This window comes from Comamonas testosteroni TK102, assembly GCF_000739375.1.
Classification (GTDB): Bacteria; Pseudomonadota; Gammaproteobacteria; order Burkholderiales; family Burkholderiaceae_C; genus Comamonas; species Comamonas brasiliensis.
In genome coordinates this window covers 512,367-528,222 of the sequence record NZ_CP006704.1, presented here as the reverse complement: position 1 = coordinate 528,222, position 15,856 = coordinate 512,367, and the positions used below count along the sequence as shown (strand labels likewise).

General features: G+C 61.3%; 16 protein-coding genes. 3 read left to right on the top strand and 13 right to left on the bottom strand.

From position 1 onward, the window contains the following. Positions 1 to 29: 29 nt before the first annotated feature. From fliN to fliF, 9 genes are all read right to left on the bottom strand, one after another. Positions 30 to 464, bottom strand: a complete 435-nt coding sequence (gene fliN / locus O987_RS02405) for a flagellar motor switch protein FliN (protein WP_003059131.1) — start codon at positions 462 to 464, stop codon at positions 30 to 32. Next, positions 454 to 1,458, bottom strand: a complete 1,005-nt coding sequence (gene fliM / locus O987_RS02400) for a flagellar motor switch protein FliM (RefSeq protein WP_003059133.1) — start codon at positions 1,456 to 1,458, stop codon at positions 454 to 456. The genes fliN and fliM overlap by 11 nt, the downstream gene beginning before the upstream one ends. Positions 1,459 to 1,473: 15 nt before the next feature. After that, on the bottom strand, positions 1,474 to 2,028 hold the full coding sequence (locus O987_RS02395) for a flagellar basal body-associated FliL family protein (protein WP_003059136.1): 555 nt from the start codon (positions 2,026 to 2,028) through the stop codon (positions 1,474 to 1,476). Between the two features lie 189 nt (positions 2,029 to 2,217). Further along, positions 2,218 to 3,534 (bottom strand): flagellar hook-length control protein FliK, encoded by a 1,317-nt coding sequence (locus tag O987_RS02390; RefSeq protein ID WP_043370716.1) that lies wholly within the window; start codon positions 3,532 to 3,534, stop codon positions 2,218 to 2,220. A 2-nt stretch (positions 3,535 to 3,536) separates the two neighbouring features. Beyond that, a complete protein-coding gene (gene fliJ / locus O987_RS02385; RefSeq protein WP_003059142.1) occupies positions 3,537 to 4,001 on the bottom strand; it encodes a flagellar export protein FliJ in 465 nt (154 codons plus the stop codon). 33 nt (positions 4,002 to 4,034) lie between these two features. Next, a complete protein-coding gene (gene fliI / locus O987_RS02380) occupies positions 4,035 to 5,423 on the bottom strand; it encodes a flagellar protein export ATPase FliI (protein WP_019043215.1) in 1,389 nt (462 codons plus the stop codon). Beyond that, on the bottom strand, positions 5,420 to 6,247 hold the full coding sequence (locus O987_RS02375) for a FliH/SctL family protein (protein ID WP_043370715.1): 828 nt from the start codon (positions 6,245 to 6,247) through the stop codon (positions 5,420 to 5,422). The genes fliI and O987_RS02375 overlap by 4 nt, the downstream gene beginning before the upstream one ends. Further along, complete coding sequence (gene fliG, locus O987_RS02370) at positions 6,240 to 7,235, bottom strand: flagellar motor switch protein FliG (protein ID WP_003059149.1); 996 nt, start codon at positions 7,233 to 7,235, stop codon at positions 6,240 to 6,242. The genes O987_RS02375 and fliG overlap by 8 nt, the downstream gene beginning before the upstream one ends. Positions 7,236 to 7,394: 159 nt before the next feature. Then, a complete protein-coding gene (fliF, locus tag O987_RS02365) occupies positions 7,395 to 9,101 on the bottom strand; it encodes a flagellar basal-body MS-ring/collar protein FliF (RefSeq protein ID WP_003059153.1) in 1,707 nt (568 codons plus the stop codon). Between the two features lie 173 nt (positions 9,102 to 9,274). On the opposite strand from fliF, the gene fliE reads away from it, so the two are divergent. After that, entirely contained in the window at positions 9,275 to 9,583 is a 309-nt protein-coding gene (gene fliE / locus O987_RS02360; protein WP_003059156.1) for a flagellar hook-basal body complex protein FliE, read from the top strand. Positions 9,584 to 9,770: 187 nt separating this feature from the next. On the opposite strand, the gene O987_RS02355 is transcribed toward fliE, so the two are convergent. The 4 genes from O987_RS02355 to motA all read right to left on the bottom strand — a co-directional run bounded on the left by O987_RS02355 (position 9,771) and on the right by motA (position 12,815). Next, on the bottom strand, positions 9,771 to 10,388 hold the full coding sequence (locus tag O987_RS02355) for a protein phosphatase CheZ (protein ID WP_003059158.1): 618 nt from the start codon (positions 10,386 to 10,388) through the stop codon (positions 9,771 to 9,773). 3 nt (positions 10,389 to 10,391) lie between these two features. Then, entirely contained in the window at positions 10,392 to 10,778 is a 387-nt protein-coding gene (gene cheY, locus O987_RS02350) for a chemotaxis response regulator CheY (protein ID WP_003059161.1), read from the bottom strand. Positions 10,779 to 10,850: 72 nt separating this feature from the next. Then, entirely contained in the window at positions 10,851 to 11,912 is a 1,062-nt protein-coding gene (motB, locus tag O987_RS02345; RefSeq protein WP_043370714.1) for a flagellar motor protein MotB, read from the bottom strand. Positions 11,913 to 11,954: 42 nt separating this feature from the next. After that, positions 11,955 to 12,815 carry a flagellar motor stator protein MotA gene (motA, locus tag O987_RS02340; RefSeq protein ID WP_003059167.1) on the bottom strand — a complete coding sequence of 287 codons (861 nt, stop codon included), beginning with the start codon at positions 12,813 to 12,815 and terminating at the stop codon, positions 11,955 to 11,957. Between the two features lie 256 nt (positions 12,816 to 13,071). Between motA and O987_RS02335 the strand changes: the two genes are divergently transcribed. Both O987_RS02335 and O987_RS02330 read left to right on the top strand, forming a co-directional pair. After that, positions 13,072 to 14,688, top strand: coding sequence for a glycosyltransferase (locus O987_RS02335; RefSeq protein ID WP_043370712.1), 1,617 nt, complete (start codon positions 13,072 to 13,074; stop codon positions 14,686 to 14,688). 12 nt (positions 14,689 to 14,700) lie between these two features. Next, a complete protein-coding gene (locus O987_RS02330) occupies positions 14,701 to 15,855 on the top strand; it encodes a DegT/DnrJ/EryC1/StrS family aminotransferase (RefSeq protein ID WP_043376026.1) in 1,155 nt (384 codons plus the stop codon). Position 15,856: the final 1 nt, after the last annotated feature.

Below are 15,856 nucleotides of genomic sequence, written 5' to 3'. Positions count from 1 at the left end.
GGGCAGCAGCCGCAGAGTTGGCCGTGTTCTCAACCACGGCTGACCCGGCGCAGGCGCTCGGACGGTGTTACCACGTCCGTCAGACGGATACCGAACTTGTCGTTGACCACCACCACTTCGCCCTGGGCGATCAGGTAGCCGTTGACCAGCACATCCATGGGTTCACCGGCCAGAGCATCGAGCTCCACCACCGAGCCCTGAGCCAGTTGCAGAATGTATTTGATGGGCACCTTGGTGCGGCCCAGCTCCACGGACAGCTGAACCGGAATGTCCAGCACCATGTTGATATCGTGCACCGGCACATCGCCATAGCTGCGAGCGGCGTCGCCCGCCAGCGGCCCACCCTGATCGGACAGGTCGGGGCCTTCGACGGCCTGGTCATGCTGACGCTGTTCTTCCAGCGCCTCGGCCCAGCCGGAGAACGGATCGTCGCCCGCGGGCTTGTTGTTGTCGTCAATTGCCATGCTTCTCTCCCATCCAGCTGGTATCGCCGCCGCGCAGGCTGCGTTCCACGCGGATTGCATATTTGTCGTTGTGCGTGCCGTACTGGCACTCGAAAACCGGCACCCCACCAATGGAGGCGCGAATCAGCGGCTCGCGGTCGAGCTCGATAAAGTCACCCGGGCGCATGGCCAGCAACTGTTCCACCGTGGCATCGGCGCGGGCCAGCTCGGCCACCAGCGTGACCTCCGCGGCCTGAATCTCGCGCGTCAGCACCTTGACCCAGCGGCGGTCCACTTCGATGGCATCGCCCTGAGTCGACGAATACAGCACGTCGCGAATAGGCTCCAGCGTCGCATAAGGCATGCAGATGTGGATGGAGCCCGAGATATCGCCGATCTCCAGCTGAAAGGCCGTGGAGACCACGATTTCGCTGGGTGTGGCGATGTTGGCGAACTGCGGCTGCATTTCCGAGCGCTGATAGGCCAGCTCCAGCGGATAGATGCCATGCCAGGCTTTTTTGTATTCCTCGCAGATCACGTTGACCATGCGGTTGATCACGCGCTGCTCGGTGGTCGAGAAGTCGCGCCCCTCGATGCGGGTCTGCAGGCGACCCGTGCCGCCGTACAGCGTGTCGATCACGCCGAACACCAGCGAGGGATCGCAGACGATCAGACCATTGCCGCGCAGCGGGCGAATGGCCATGATGTTGAAATTGGTGGGAACGGCCAGCTCGCGCAGGAAAGCGCTGTAGCGCTGCACCGTTACCGTGCCGACGGAAACCTCGGGGCTGCGGCGGATGAAGTTGAACAGGCCGATGCGGAAGTTGCGGGCAAAGCGCTCGTTGACAATTTCCATGGTGGGCATGCGCCCACGCACGATGCGTTCCTGGCTGGAGATGTCGTAGCTGCGGACCTGGCCGAGATCGACCTCCACCACTTCGGAACGCTGGCTTTCGCCCGTAACGCCTTCAAGAAGAGCATCAACCTCTTCCTGGGAGAGAAAAGAATCGCTCATGCACTCCCTCCCTGCTTACTGAATGATGAAGCTGGAGAACAGCACGCGACGCACAGGCCCCTTGCGATTGGCTCGCGGGCTGTCTTCGTCGGCGTCCTCGTCGTCACGCGAACGCTTCTTGGCGCTCGGGCCGAAGCCCAGCGGCGCCGAGACCTCGGTCAGGATGTCGGCGGCCAGCTTTTCCTTGCCCTCGCGCGCCAGCAGCTCGTCGGCCGTGCGCTGGGACACCAGCATCAGAATGCCGTTGCGGATGCTGGGCAGGTATTGCTTGACGGTGGAAGCCGTCTTTTCGTCGGACAGCTCCAGCGTGATGCCCAGCTGCACAAAGCGGTCGCCACCGGGATCGGCCAGATTGGCCACCATATTGTCCAGCGGCAGGAAAGTGGGCACTGTGGCTTTGGCGCTGACTTCTTCTTCGCCATCGGCGCTGCTGTGCTGGCGCTGCATCATCAGCACATAGGCCGCGGCAGCCACAATGGCCAGCACGGCAACGATGGCCACGATGACGATCAGCTTCTTGCTTTTGGCAGGAGCAGGTGCGACAGGGGCGGCATTGGGATTGGCTGACACGGCGGGTATTCCTCAAGAGTGGGGGACTGCATCCACCCCGCAGCCATTGCCGCGACACGGAAGATCCACGCCTGAATTATTCGCCGCCCGCCCTGCCGACCATTGCCCGAATAAAAGCGCGAAACCCGGCTTCATTCCGGGTTTCGCACCATGTCCGGCTCACTGCTTCCGTGAACCGACTCTGATCATTTACACGAAAAGGTCCACCCCGGACTGCAGCGGCCGCGCGCCATTGCGTGCGCTGGCCGCACCCATGGGCAGCTCGGCAGCATTGACCGAAACCCGGGACACCCTGGCCTGGCCGCGCTGGGCATCCTCGCCCTGGCTGTCGCCCCCAGACCGGGCGCCAGCACCGCCCGCATCCACGCTGACGCCGCTCAGATTCAGCCCCTGCGCCTGCAATAGCTCGCGCAGCTGAGCCTGGCCGTCAGCCAGCAGCTGACGTGCCTGCTCATCGCCCGCGGCAAAGCGCACATGCGCCTCCTGGCCGTTCAGTTGCACCTGGACCTGGATAGCCTTGCCCTCATGCTGGATAGACAGCGCGGCATTCTGCGTTTTCTGATGCACCCAGAAGGCTACCTGCTCGGACACCTCCTGCTCGCGCTCTGTCGGTGCAGCATCCTGTCCTGCCAGGCTCTGGCCGAAGTCGGAGCTGTTCTGGCCGCCGCCCTGCATGCCGGCGCTCGCCGCTCCCAGGGCGCCCCCTGCGGCTGCGGCTGCGGCCTGCAAGTCTGCCCCGCCCTGCACTGCCGCCGTCTTGCCCTGCGGCGCAGCGTCATCCTGCTGGGGCGAGCGGGCCGCACGCAGCAAATCCTTGAGCCCTTCCAGGGCCTGCGGCTGCACGGCCGTCATGCCCTGCAGGCTGATGCCTTGCTGCGGCACTGCCTGCGCCTTGTGCACGGCAGGCTCGATGCGCGCAGCAGGCGCCTCTTCAGTCACCGAAGCCAGTGCGCTGTACCCACCGTCCTGCCCCTGCGCGGCTGAATCCTGCTGCGGCTGTAAAGCAGCCTCATCAAAACTTATAGCTGCTTGCGCTTTCACCGTATACGTTTGAGCCTGATCTGAATGTAAATCCTTGCCCATGAATGCGGCATGCGCCTGCTCGGACCCGGGCTGCAAAGCCTGGCGATGGGCCAGTTGCGCGGCATGGCCTCTGCCTGAAAGAAAGTCGGTGGCCACGCCCTGGCGCAAATCGGTGTCCCCCTGTCCATCCAGCTGGGCGGTCTGTCCCACCAGGGTCATCCACGGCGCATGGCCTTGAGCGATCAGCAGCTCATCCTGCTCGCCTGGAGCCAGCTTCACGTCCGGCACCTCGGCAGGCTGCAGCGCCGTCTGCGGCAGGCCGGCAGCCACGAATCCGTCCAGCGATGCCAGCAGCGATGAAAAGCCCTGGCCGGGCTCGCCTGCCGCGGCCGTAGCGCTTTTGGCCGAGCTCATGGACTGTGCCATGGCCTTGCCGGTGCGCGCTTCGCCGCCGCGCGGGCCATCAATTCTGGTTTCCGCCATGCTCAGGCCTCCTGGAGTTGCAGGCCGAAGCTGCGTCGAAAAAAGGCCATGGTGGCGCGTTCGTCAGTATCTTTTTGCTCGCGGCGCATCTGGGCCAGTGCCACATCACGGCGGCGGGCCTGCACCACTTTCTGCAGACTGGTCACGCGCAGCTCGGCCGCCAGCAGGGCCTGGCGTGCGGTCTCCAGCCGAATGTCCTGATCTGCCACCACACGGGTCTGCAAGCCGATGGCGTGCTGCAGGCGCTCCATGAACTGGTACTGGTGATGCATGACTTCTGGCTGCACGGCCAGCCCTTCCTGGGCCCCCCAGCGCGTCTGCATCTCCAGGACATAGCCCTGCAGCTGATCCATCTGGGCCTGCGCCGCCTGCTGAGCGCGCTGACGCTCCTGCAAGGCGGTGCGGGCCGCATCGCGCTTGCGTTCTGCGGCTTCAATGGCGACGTTCAAGGCATTCAAGGACGACATCTGCGACTCTCCCTCTGGCTAACCCGTTTAGTCTCAGCCCCGCTGCATGGCTTGCGCCATGCCGGCCAGGCTTTGCTCCATGCTGGAGCTTTCAAACATGCTTTGCTGCAGAAACCCGGTCATGGCGGGCTGCAGCGCAATCGCCTCGTCCAGCTGCGGATCGGAGCCTGGGACATAGGCGCCGACCTGCACCAGATCGCGCCCCTTCTGATAGCGCGAATAGACGGCGCGAAAGCGACGTGCCAGCTCGAAATGCTCGCGCGAAACCACGTTGTGCATGACGCGCGAAGCCGACTGTTCGATGTCGATGGCCGGGTAATGCCCGGTCTCGGCCAGCGCCCGCGAGAGCACGACATGACCGTCGAGAATGGCGCGGGCCGCATCGGCAATCGGATCCTGCTGATCGTCACCTTCGGACAGCACGGTGTAGAAGGCCGTGATCGAGCCCACGCCGTGCAGGCCGTTGCCGCTGCGCTCCACCAGCGCAGGCAGCTTGGCAAAGCACGATGGCGGATAGCCCTTGGTGGCCGGCGGCTCGCCGATGGCCAGGGCGATTTCGCGCTGGGCCATCGCATAGCGGGTCAGCGAATCCATGAGCAGCAGCACATGCTTGCCCTTGTCGCGGAAATGCTCGGCAATCGCCGTGGCGTAGCTGGCACCCTGCATGCGCAGCAGCGGCGGCGCATCGGCGGGGGCGGCCACCACCACGGCACGGCTGCGGTCCTGGGCGCCCAGGATGTCCTCGACGAACTCCTTGACCTCGCGGCCACGCTCGCCGATCAGGCCCACCACGATCACGTCGGCCTGGGTGTAGCGCGCCATCATGCCCAGCAGCACGGACTTGCCCACACCCGAGCCGGCAAACAGACCCAGACGCTGGCCGCGCCCCACGGTCAGCAGCGAATTCAGCGCCTTGACACCGGTATCCAGCGACTCCCGCACGGGGTCTCGGTCCATGGCGTTGATGGGGTTGCGATCCAGCACCTCGGGCACCACGCCTTCCAGCGCCGGGCCGCGATCCAGCGGGATTCCTTGCGAATCCACCACGCGCCCCAGCAGGCCATCGCCCATGGGCAGGCGCAGCACGCCCACGGTCTGCCTGACCTTCTCGGTCTCCGCCACGCCCAGCTGGGGCACGGGAACAAATGGAGCTGCCGGCGTCACCATGGCACCGCTGGACAGACCCTGAATATCGCCCGCGGGCATCAGAAAGGCGCGCTCGCCGGCAAAACCGACCACCTCGGCCAGCACAGGTTCCTGCCCGTGCTGATGAATATGGCATTGCGCCCCCACGGGAACGCGCAGCCCCGAGGCCTCCAGCACCATGCCGGTCAGGCGCGTGAGATGGCCCTGGCATTCCAATGGCACCGGCTCGGCATAGCGAGCACGCGCCTGGCTCATGAACTGCTGCCAGGCGTTCATGGCTTGTCTCCGTCATACCAGGTGGAGACCAGCCCCAGAGCCGCCACAGCACGGCGCCAGCGCTTGTCCAGACCGCCGTCGATCTCGGAGCCGCCGGATTCCACCTTGACATCGCCCTGGGCAATCGTGGCATCGCCCAGCCACTGGATACGGCTGTGCGCACCATGCTCGGCACGCAGGGCCTCATCGAGCAGCTCAAAGTCTGCGGGGTTCAGGCGCACGGTCACCGGGCGGCTCTCCTCGACCAGCATGTCCAGTGCTTCGCGAATCACGGGCAGCAAGGCCTGGGGCTGGCTGCGCAGCTCCTGGCGCACCACCTGGCGTGCGATGTCGCAGGCCAGATTCAGCAACTCCTGGGCCATGCCCGACTGCAGCTGCTTGAAGTTGTCTTCCAGGCCCTGCAACACGCCATCGATACGTTGCGCGCTCTCGCGGCCTGCTCCATTGATATGGTCGTCCAGGTGCTGCTGCCATTGCTGCTGGGTCTGGGTGCGGCCTTCGGCCAGGCCCTGTGCATGGCCCTCGGCGCGTGCCTGCGCCAGCATCTGCTGCAGCTGCTCCTCGTCGAAAGCCGGGGCGGCCGGCTCCACCGACTCCACAGCCTGCACCTCGGGTTGTGGCTGCGGCTGATGGGCAATAGAAGGGGAAAAGCCGTTGAAGTGCGGTGTCCCTGCCGGGATGAAGGCCGCTGGCTGTGCGGGCGCGAAGACGCCACCGCTCTGCGCATCCACCGCGCCGAAGCGCCATTGCACCACGGTGCTGTCGTCGATCTCTTCCTGCGGGATAAAGCGCGAGTGCGAACGCGGTGGCTGGCCCTTAGACATAGCTGTCCTCCGGGCCGCTGCCGATGGTTACCTGGCCTTCCTCGACCAGACGACGCACGACCTTGAGGATTTCCTTCTGCTGGGCTTCCACTTCGGACAGACGCATGGGGCCGCGACCTTCCAGGTCCTCGCGCAGCGACTCGGCCGCACGCATGGACATATTGGCCAGAATCTTGTCGCGCACTTCCATGGAGCCGCCCTTGAGCGCCACGATCAGCGTCTCGGACACCACCTCGCGCAGCACCAGCTGCACCGAGCGGTCGTCGAGCTTGACCAGATCGTCGAAGACGAACATCTTGTCCATGATCTTCTGTGCCAGCTCGGGGTCGTAGTTGCGGATGGTATCGAGCACCGCCACATCGGCATTGCCGCCCATCTGATTGAGCATTTCGGCTGCGGTCTTGACGCCGCCCAGCGAGGTCTTGCGCACCTTGTCGCCACCCGCCAGCACCTTGAACAGCACTTCGTTCAAGTCCTTGAGTGCCGTGGGCTGAATGCCTTCCAGTGTGGCCACGCGCAGCATGACCTCGCTGCGTGCCCGGTCGGGGAACTGCATCAGCACGGCCGCAGCCTGCTCATACTCCAGGTGCACCAGAATTGCCGCCACGATCTGCGGATGCTCGCCGCGCAGCAGCTCGGCCACCGACAGCGGGTCCATCCACTTCAGGCTTTCAATGCCCGAGATATCGCCGCCCTGCATGATGCGGTCGATCAGCAGCGCCGCCTTGTCATCGCCCAGGGCACGCTTGAGCACCGAGCGCACATAGTCGCTGGCATCGTCCACCAGCAGACTCTGCGACGCAGCATCGCTGGTGAAGCGGTCGATCACGAAATCCACCTTTTCCCGCGTCACGCCACGCATGCGGGCAATCGTCTCGCCCAGCTTCTGCACTTCCTTGGGCGTGAGGTGCTTGAACACCTCGGCCGCCTCTTCCTCACCGAGGGAGACCAGCAAGATGGCAGCGTCGTTCAGACCTCTATCGTCCATATTCAAAACTCTCTATTCAATGATCCAAAACCGGGCCAGCTCATCGCCTGCTTTGCCAACGACTCTTTAGCCAGTGACAGCAAGCAAGGGCCTAGGCGGCCGCCGTCCCTCAGCAAGGCTGTCGTCCCCCTCGGGGATGCGGCGCAGCCGCACAGGGGGCTAGCCTTCTCCGTTAATCCATGTCTTCACGATGTTCGCCACCGCGATCGGGTTCTGCTTGGCCAGATGACGGGCCTGATCCAGTCGCTCCTGCTCCTTCGTCGGAGACAGATCCTTCGCAGGTGCGGGCAGAGCGGGGCGGTCCAGTGCCTCGGCTTCAATGGCATTGAGCTGGCCGCCGGGGCTGGTATTGCGTCCCTTGAGCAAGGGGCGCACCAGGCCCAGCAGCACCAGGGCACCAAACAGCGCCAGCGCAATCGGCACACCCAGGCTCTTGGCCATGGCCTGAATCTCGGGGTCCTTCCACATCGGCAGCTCGGCAGGTGCGGCACCGCTGTCCATGAAGGGCGCACTGACCAGATTCACCGAGTCGCCGCGATCGGCGCTATAGCCCACGGTCTCACGCACCAGCGTGAGCAGCTGCTCCTGCTGCTGGGCCGTCAGGGGACGCAGGCCGGAGCTGACTGCGGCTGCCGCTGCAGCTGTCGCCGCATCGGTGCCAGCGGCAGCGGCCAGCGGCGCATTGACCACTACCGCCGCCGTCAGGCGCTTGACGGTGCCGGTGCTGCCACGTGTGACCTTGACGGTCTTGTCCACTTCGTAATTGGTGATGGACTCGCGCTTGTTGCCCTGGGCGTTGCCCTGGCCTGCACCAGCGGCCTGCGGCGCAGGATTGGCACCGTTGATGGGTGCGGTAGAGTTCTGAGGTGGCTGGTTGCTGGTCGCGCCAGGCACGCCGGTAGGTGGAGTGGCCGTCTTGTCGCCATTGGTTTCCATCACCTGCTGGCTGCGCACGGCCCCGCCGTCGGTGGACTGATTGGGACGATGTTGCTCGGACGTCGATTCGGTCTGGCTGAAGTCCAGCTCGGCCGAAACCTGGGCCTTCACATTGTTCTTGCCGACCACGGGCTCCAGAATGTCCAGAATGCGGCGTACATATTGCTGCTCCACCTGCTGGGTGTAGAGGAATTGCTGCATGTCCACGCCGCCGGCATTGCCGTCAGGCGACTGCGACAGCAGCTTGCCGGTGTCGTCCACCACGCTCACGGCCGAAGGCTCCATCTCGGGCACGCTGGATGCGACCAGATGCACGATGCCCGCGATCTGCGCACGGTCCAGCATGCGGCCCGGATGCAAGCTCAGCAGCACGGAAGCCGAAGGCTTTTGCTGCTCGCGAAAAAAGCCGTTCTGATTGGGCAGGGCCAGATGCACGCGGGCACTTTGCACGGCATTGAGCGCCAGGATGGAGCGGGTCAGCTCGCCTTCCAGGCCGCGCTGGAAATTGAGGCGTTCCTGAAACTGGGTGATGCCGAACTTGCTGTTCTCCATCAGCTCGAAGCCCGTGACCGAGCCCTTGGGCAGGCCTTGCGTGGCCAGCTTCAGGCGCACATCGTGCACACGGTCTGCGGGGATGAGGATGGCGCCGCCGCCCTCGCTGTACTTGTAGGGCACGTTCATCTGCGTCAGCTGCGCCACGATGGCGCCGCCATCCTTGTCGCTGACGTTGGAGAACAGCATCTTGTAGTCGGGCTGGCGATAGAACACCGCCGCCGCCACCAGACCGACGGCGACCAAGGCCGCCAGTGCGCCCCAGCGAAGACGTTGGCCACGGTCGAGCGCACTCCAGCGCTGCGCAAGCGCAGGGCGGGGCGCATACGTGGCACCGGGCACGGCATTGGGGACAGGTACTTCAGCTACAGCAGACATCTTGATTCCATGGTGTCAGACCCCACACGAGGTCTAGCGTCCAGTGGATTATTCGGACTCGGGCCCATGGCGTTCCCCCGATAAGCGAGCCGATTCACCCACTTATTGCCCGTCTGCGATCAAGCGAAAAACCTACGATCACCTCCAACTCACCAAGCCTGTTGGATAAAGATATGGACCTGAAGATCCCAGCAATCAATCCCGCCCAACTGGGCAACCAGCTCACCAAGGTCGGCAGCGCCGGCACCGCGCCCGTGGCCGGCGGCTTTGGCCAGGCTTTGCAAAATGCACTGCAATCGGTGAGCTCGGCTCAAAACCATTCCAGCCAGCTGCAGCGCGAAGTACAGCTGGAAAACCCCGCGGTCAGCCTGGAGCAGACCATGGTGGCCATGCAAAAGTCGCAGATCGGCTTTCAGGCCACGCTGCATGTGCGCAACCGCCTGGTGCAGGCCTACTCCGATGTGATGAATATGCAGGTGTGATCGGCGCGACGCCGCACATCGCTCAAAAGGCAGATTGCCCTCCAAGGCTTGCCCGCATGTTGTAGTGACATGCGGGCTTTTTGCGCCCTGCCCGCCTGGCAGCGCCCAATAAAAAAGCCCGATCCATTCAAAAGATCAGGCTTCTCGGGCTCAAGTGCTTATCTGCAAAGCGCAGGCAGCAATATTTTTAAAAGCCAAGACTGGCCAGCAGATCATCCACCTGGGACTGCGAGGTCACCACGTCTGCCGTCTTTTCCGGATCCACCACCGGACCTGCCAGCTTGGGCTGCAAGGCTTCCACAGGCGCCAGGACAGGTGCCTGCGCAACATCCGGCGAGGTCTGGATCAGCAACTCCAGCAGCTGCGACTCCAGATCGGCCGCCAGGGCCACCACACGCGCGATCACCTGGCCGGTGAGATCGTGAAAGTCCTGCGCCATCATGATCTCGGTCAGATGGCTATTGGTCTGCTCCGTACCCTCTTCCACCTCCTGCAGATAGTTCATCACACGCCCCTTGGCTACTGCGGCCACGGGATCCTTGATGAGTTCTGCACGCATGGCACGGGTACGCTCGGCCAGCGCATCCTGGCGGTTCTGCGTCACCTCGACCTGGCCCAGCACCTTGTTGGCAGCTTCGCCCGTCAGGCGGGCGATATAGGACAGGCGGCTTTGCGCATCGGGCAGCTCCCCTGCACTGCCGCGCAAACGATCCGCATAGCCCAACTCGTTGAGCGAGTTATGCAACTGGCGCGTGAGCACGCCAATCTTGTAGTGGACGTTGGCGGAAGCCTGGTCGCTACTCATGGCTCAGAGGTCTAGTTTCTTGATGATGAGGTTGACCTTCTCTTCCAGCGTGGCCTTGGTGAAGGGCTTGACGATATAGCCGGCAGCGCCGCCCTGGGCGGCAGCCACGATATCTTCCTTGCGGGCTTCGGCGGTCACCATCAGCACCGGCAGATGCTTGAGCTTTTCATCCTGCTTGATCTCGGTGAGCAGCTGAAAGCCGTTCATGTTCGGCATGTTGATGTCGGTCACCACAAAGTCGAACTTGCTAGCACGCAGCTTGGTAATGGCCACCACACCATCTTCGGCCTCATCGGCATCGGCAAAGCCACTCTCCTTGAGCAGATTGCGCACGATGCGGCGCATGGTGGAGAAGTCGTCAACAATCAAAAATCGCAGGGCATTAGCCACGAGAGGCCCTTTCGGTCGGAATAGGTGCGTGGGAACAAGTTTTCACGCCGTGATGGTAACAATTTGTCAACCTCATGGCGTTGGACGTGCATTGTCAGGCTTTTCGACAGCCTCTGTAGCAACTTCAGGGTTTGTTACAACAAACTCTTCCTTGGCATCCAGAGACTGCTTGTCGACAGCGCTGGGTACTGCGCGCCGGGCCTTGGGTTGGTTGATCGTGCTGGCTGCCTCTTCGGCACTGGCCACGCGCTCCATGCTGCGCTCCTTGTCGTTGCCCAGCACACGGCGCTCGGCCTCCTTGGTCAGCACGGTAATCGTGATGCGACGGTTCTGCGCCGCGCGCGGCTCCTCGGGCAGCAGCAGGTCGCTGCTTGACATGCCCACCACGCGCGCCAGCTTATCCAGCGGCATGCCGGCAGCCACGAGTTCGCGGCGCGATGCATTGGCGCGGTCGGCCGACAGCTCCCAGTTGCTGTAGCCGCGATCGGCATTGCCGTAGGGCGCGGCATCGGTGTGACCCGAGAGACTGATGCGATTTTCTGCATTGCCCATGGCCGCACCGATCTCGCGCAGGATATCGCGCATGTAGGGCTTGACCACGGCACTGCCGCTGTCGAACATGGGGCGGTTCTGGTCATCGACGATCTGAATCATCAGGCCGTCATGCGTGATCTCCGTGCGAATCTGCGAGCGAAACTCGTTCAGGCGCGCATTGTTGGCAATCATGGTGTCCACCTTGGCCTTGAGCGCATGCAGACGCTGCGCGTCGCGCGCGGACTCATCGGCCCTTCCCATGGTCTGGCTGGAGCGGCGGTTGGCATTGTCCTCGGACTCGGAACGACGCACCTGGCCGTGCACCTTGGAGAGGTCGTTGCCGCCGCCTGGCACGATGCTGGAGCTGTTGCCCGCACCGCTGCCACCCGACATCGCCACCTTCAGCGGCGAATTGAAATACGCGGCAATCCCCTGCAACTCGCCCTGAGCGGTCGAACCCAGCAGCCACATCAGCAAGAAGAAGGCCATCATCGCCGTCACAAAGTCGGCATAGGCAATCTTCCAGGCGCCACCATGGTGGGCATGGGCGGTCTTCTTGACACGCTTGATGATGATGGGCTGCAGTTTCTTGTCAGCCATGGCAGCGCTCCATCACAACATACTGGCGAGAGCGGGCACTCATCACTTCTTACCCTTGACGTGCGACTCCAGCTCCAGAAAGCCTGGGCGCTCGGTGGAGAACAGCACCTTGCGGCCGAACTCGATGGCCGTGCCCGGGTTGTAGCCCTGCATGCTGGCCAGCAACGTCGCCTTGATGCACTCGAACTCCTTGGCCGCATCCTGCGCACGCTGCTCCAGCAGCGCGGCCATGGGCTCCACCAGCGCATAGGCCAGCAAGATCCCGAGGAAGGTACCCACCAGCGCCGAGGCAATCATGCCGCCCAGCACCGCCGGGGGCTGCCCCACGAAAGCCATGGTGTTCACCACACCCAGCACGGCCGCAATAATGCCGAAGGCCGGCAGGGCGCCCGCCAGACGATTCAGTGCCATCACCGGGGCATGGGCCTCGGCATGATGGGCTTCGATTTCACTGTCCATCAGCGCCTCGATCTCATGCGAGTTGAGATTGCCCGAGACCATCATGCGCAGATAGTCGGTCAGGAACTCGACGACATGGTGGTCGGCCATCAGCTGCGGATAGTTCTGGAACACCGTCGAGGACTGCGGATCTTCCACATCGGACTCGATCGACATCAGGCCTTCCTTGCGCGCCTTCTGCAGCAGCTCGTACAGGAGCGCCATCACTTCCATATAGCGCGCCTTGTTGTAGCGCGAGGGCTTGAGCGCCGAAGGGATCGCCTTGGCTGTGGCCTTGAGCACCTTGGGCTGGTTGCTGACGATGAATGCGCCCAGGGCGCCACCGCCAATGGTCACCATCTCGAACGGCAGCGCCTTGACAAGAACGCCCACGCTGCCGCCGTGCAGCACATACATGCCGAAGATGCAGCCGAAGGCGACGATATAACCGATGAGAACAAGCATGGGAAGTGATTGTGAGGGGGCGGGCCGTGATTGTTAACGGAAAAAAGCCGGGTGATTGCTCTCTAGATCGGCAGCTTCAGGCTCTTTTGTAGGGCGGCAGCCGAATTGAAAGGTAAAGACGTACCTGTTCATGGGCTGCTATTGGGGGTCTTAACTCGCCGATGACCAAGAGTGCGACAGGTATATTGAGGTGGCACCATATCGGGCTCTCTACGCACAGCATGCCAGTGCACTTTTTGCATTTCTCTGGGTACCAATGTCTTCCCCCTCCACCACCGCGAACTCAACACCGCAGCAAGCCACGCCATCGGAGCTTGAAGAGATCCATCAGCTGATCAAGACCAATCAGTTTGTGCCTGCGCTCACCGCCTTGATGCAGCAGGTGGCGCAGGACGTTCGCAATCCGAAACTGTGGCTGCTGATCGGCCTGGCCTACACGCGCATGTCGGACTGGAAGCCTGCGATCGAGGCGCTGCAGACGGTGCTGGAGCTTGATCCCAGGGAAGTCCAGGCCGAGCATCTGATGGCCATGGCCCTGTTCAGCACGGGACGCAAGCAGGAAGCCTGTGACCTGATAGACAAGGTTGCCAAGAAAGGCAATCTTGGCCCGCAATGGATGATGCGCGCCTACATCCACGCACACACCAGTCGTGACCCCATGCTGGCACTGCAAGCGGCACGCGACTGGGGCAGGCGCTTTGCCGATCCGCTGACGCGCAAGGCCAAACCCTTGAAGGTGGCAGACCGCAGCCCGCGCAAGAAGCTCAGGGTAGGTTACGTAACGGCGGACTTCCGCCAGCACTCGGTGGCCTTTTTCATGCAGCCCGTGCTGGCCCACCACAATCCGGACAACGTCGAGGTGCATGTCTACTCCAATGGCCCCAGCGACAGCACCACTGAACACATGCGCTCCCTGGTGCCGCATTGGCTGGATGTGATGGAGATGGACGATGAAGCGCTGTGCGAAAGAATCCGTCAGGACGAAATCGACGTGCTCGTGGACTTGTCCGGATATACACAGGGCCACCGCCTGGGCGTTTTCGCGCGCCGTGCCGCCCCCGTGCAGGTGACCTGGCTGGGCTATATGCAGACGCTGGGGATGAAGGCCATGGATTACCGCTTGGGAGGCCCCGCAAGTGTTGAGAAAAATTATTTCGAGACATTGTTTCGTCTAGATTTCCCATTTTGCTATACACCACCATTTTATGCCCCGTTATGTGAAGAGCCTCCCATGCTTCGAAACGGGTATCCCACCTTAATATCTCTGAATAACTCCTCAAAGATAACCGATGAAATGCTTCGCCTGTGGGCACGTATTCTGCATAAAAGAACAGATATTCGCCTGATCATTATGGTAAAAGAGGAAAATCCAGAGGCCGCACAAGCACATATGCAGCCCAGAGTAGAAGCCGCAAATTTACCGCTGGATCGCGTTTCGGTGCTGCACCAGCAGCCGTTGGACAGGTTCATGGAGCTTGGTCACATCGCGGATATAGCACTGGATACTTCGCCTGTTTCCGGGGGCACCACCACCCTGCATGCTTTATGGATGGGGCTATTAATTGTTGCCTTGGATGTAAAAGAAGATATTGGTGCAACGACCAGTCGCGCCTTGCGCAGCTTGAAGCTTGGCGGTGAAATTGCAGAGAATGAGGACGACTACATAGATTGCGTCTTAAAAATAATAGATGATCCTTCGAGAATGCAACGGCAGCGTCATGAAGCGAGGGAGTTATTAAGGAATAGTTTCTTAATGAATTTCCCTAGAATGGTTAAAGGGTTGGAGAAAGCATATCGTCTAATGTGGATCAACTTCATTAATGATAAAAAAGAATTTCTTCATGTGAATGAAAAAATAGAGAATTTTATCTAATTGGAGAGCACAATGGATGATAATAAAAAGATAGACGTACTGCCTTTGTTGGTTCCAGATATTCCTGAGCCTCAAGAAATACTGCCATTCTGGGAACGTATACATGCATCCAGAAGTTACACGAATTTTGGTCCCTTGGTAAAGGAGCTAGAAACTAGATTCTCTGAAAAGTTTGACCTGAGTAATGAATTCATCACGACAGTCGCAAATGCAACTCTGGGTCTGGAGCTGGTGCTTCAAGCCTTGAATTTACCCAAAGATGCACGTATTCTGGTGCCGGCTTTTACTTTTGTTGCTACAGCTACAGCTGTATTGCGAGCAGGGTATCAGGCGGTGCTGGCTGACGTGGATGCAGATACATGGATGCTGACCCCGGAAATAGCTCGGACAGCCTGCGCCCAGACGCGGATCGATGCCGTGATGCCTGTTGCAACATTCGGTATGCCGCATGATATGGGGGCGTGGGAGCTGTTTGAGAAAGAGACCGGAATCCCTGTTGTCATCGATGCTGCTGCTGCGTATGGTAGTCAATGGTTGCAAGGCAAGAAGGGGACTTTGGTGTTCAGTCTGCATGCGACCAAAAGCCTGCCTGCCGTTGAAGGTGGGGTGGTCGTTTCTACACGGCCAGGTCTGGCTGAGCATGTACGGCAACTTTCAAATTTTGGAATCAATCTAAATCCGGCCGCTGGTTTGCCTATAGGAGCACTCAGTCAATGTGGCACCAATGCCAAAATGAGTGAATACCATGCAGCCATTTGCCTGGTGTCTTTACAAAAATGGGAGCAGCGAGCAAAACAACGCCGGGATTTGCAGGCTGAGATGATCCAGGAATTGGATAAAGCAAGTGCCTACCGTTTAACATGGCAAAAAAGTGGTACTGGCGGCTCCTTGATGGCACCCACGTTGTTGTGTGCTCGTCTTCCTGATCAGGTAATGCGTAATCAGTTAGAAAAAAACTGCAAGTCAGCGAATATTATGACGAGGCGTTGGTATCAGCCATTGCTATCCAATATGCCTGCATTGCATCCACCCCATACGCTATGCCTGGATGCTCCTCACGCGCAGTTGCTGGACAAAACCCTGCTTGGGCTGCCATTTTTCCTGGAAATGAACTCGTCGCAGAAGAATAGAGTCATCAAGATATTCGAGGGTTTGTTCCAGAGCTGAA

Bases quoted from the DNA above. Each gene is read 5' to 3' on its own strand.
- fliN (WP_003059131.1), bottom strand. From the start codon at position 464: ATGGCAATTGACGACAACAACAAGCCCGCGGGCGACGATCCGTTCTCC.
- fliM (WP_003059133.1), bottom strand. From the start codon at position 1,458: ATGAGCGATTCTTTTCTCTCCCAGGAAGAGGTTGATGCTCTTCTTGAA.
- O987_RS02390 (WP_043370716.1), bottom strand. From the start codon at position 3,534: ATGGCGGAAACCAGAATTGATGGCCCGCGCGGCGGCGAAGCGCGCACC.
- fliJ (WP_003059142.1), bottom strand. From the start codon at position 4,001: ATGTCGTCCTTGAATGCCTTGAACGTCGCCATTGAAGCCGCAGAACGC.
- fliI (WP_019043215.1), bottom strand. From the start codon at position 5,423: ATGAACGCCTGGCAGCAGTTCATGAGCCAGGCGCGTGCTCGCTATGCC.
- O987_RS02375 (WP_043370715.1), bottom strand. From the start codon at position 6,247: ATGTCTAAGGGCCAGCCACCGCGTTCGCACTCGCGCTTTATCCCGCAG.
- fliG (WP_003059149.1), bottom strand. From the start codon at position 7,235: ATGGACGATAGAGGTCTGAACGACGCTGCCATCTTGCTGGTCTCCCTC.
- fliF (WP_003059153.1), bottom strand. From the start codon at position 9,101: ATGTCTGCTGTAGCTGAAGTACCTGTCCCCAATGCCGTGCCCGGTGCC.
- fliE (WP_003059156.1), top strand. From the start codon at position 9,275: ATGGACCTGAAGATCCCAGCAATCAATCCCGCCCAACTGGGCAACCAG.
- O987_RS02355 (WP_003059158.1), bottom strand. From the start codon at position 10,388: ATGAGTAGCGACCAGGCTTCCGCCAACGTCCACTACAAGATTGGCGTG.
- motB (WP_043370714.1), bottom strand. From the start codon at position 11,912: ATGGCTGACAAGAAACTGCAGCCCATCATCATCAAGCGTGTCAAGAAG.
- motA (WP_003059167.1), bottom strand. From the start codon at position 12,815: ATGCTTGTTCTCATCGGTTATATCGTCGCCTTCGGCTGCATCTTCGGC.
- O987_RS02335 (WP_043370712.1), top strand. From the start codon at position 13,072: ATGTCTTCCCCCTCCACCACCGCGAACTCAACACCGCAGCAAGCCACG.
- O987_RS02330 (WP_043376026.1), top strand. From the start codon at position 14,701: ATGGATGATAATAAAAAGATAGACGTACTGCCTTTGTTGGTTCCAGAT.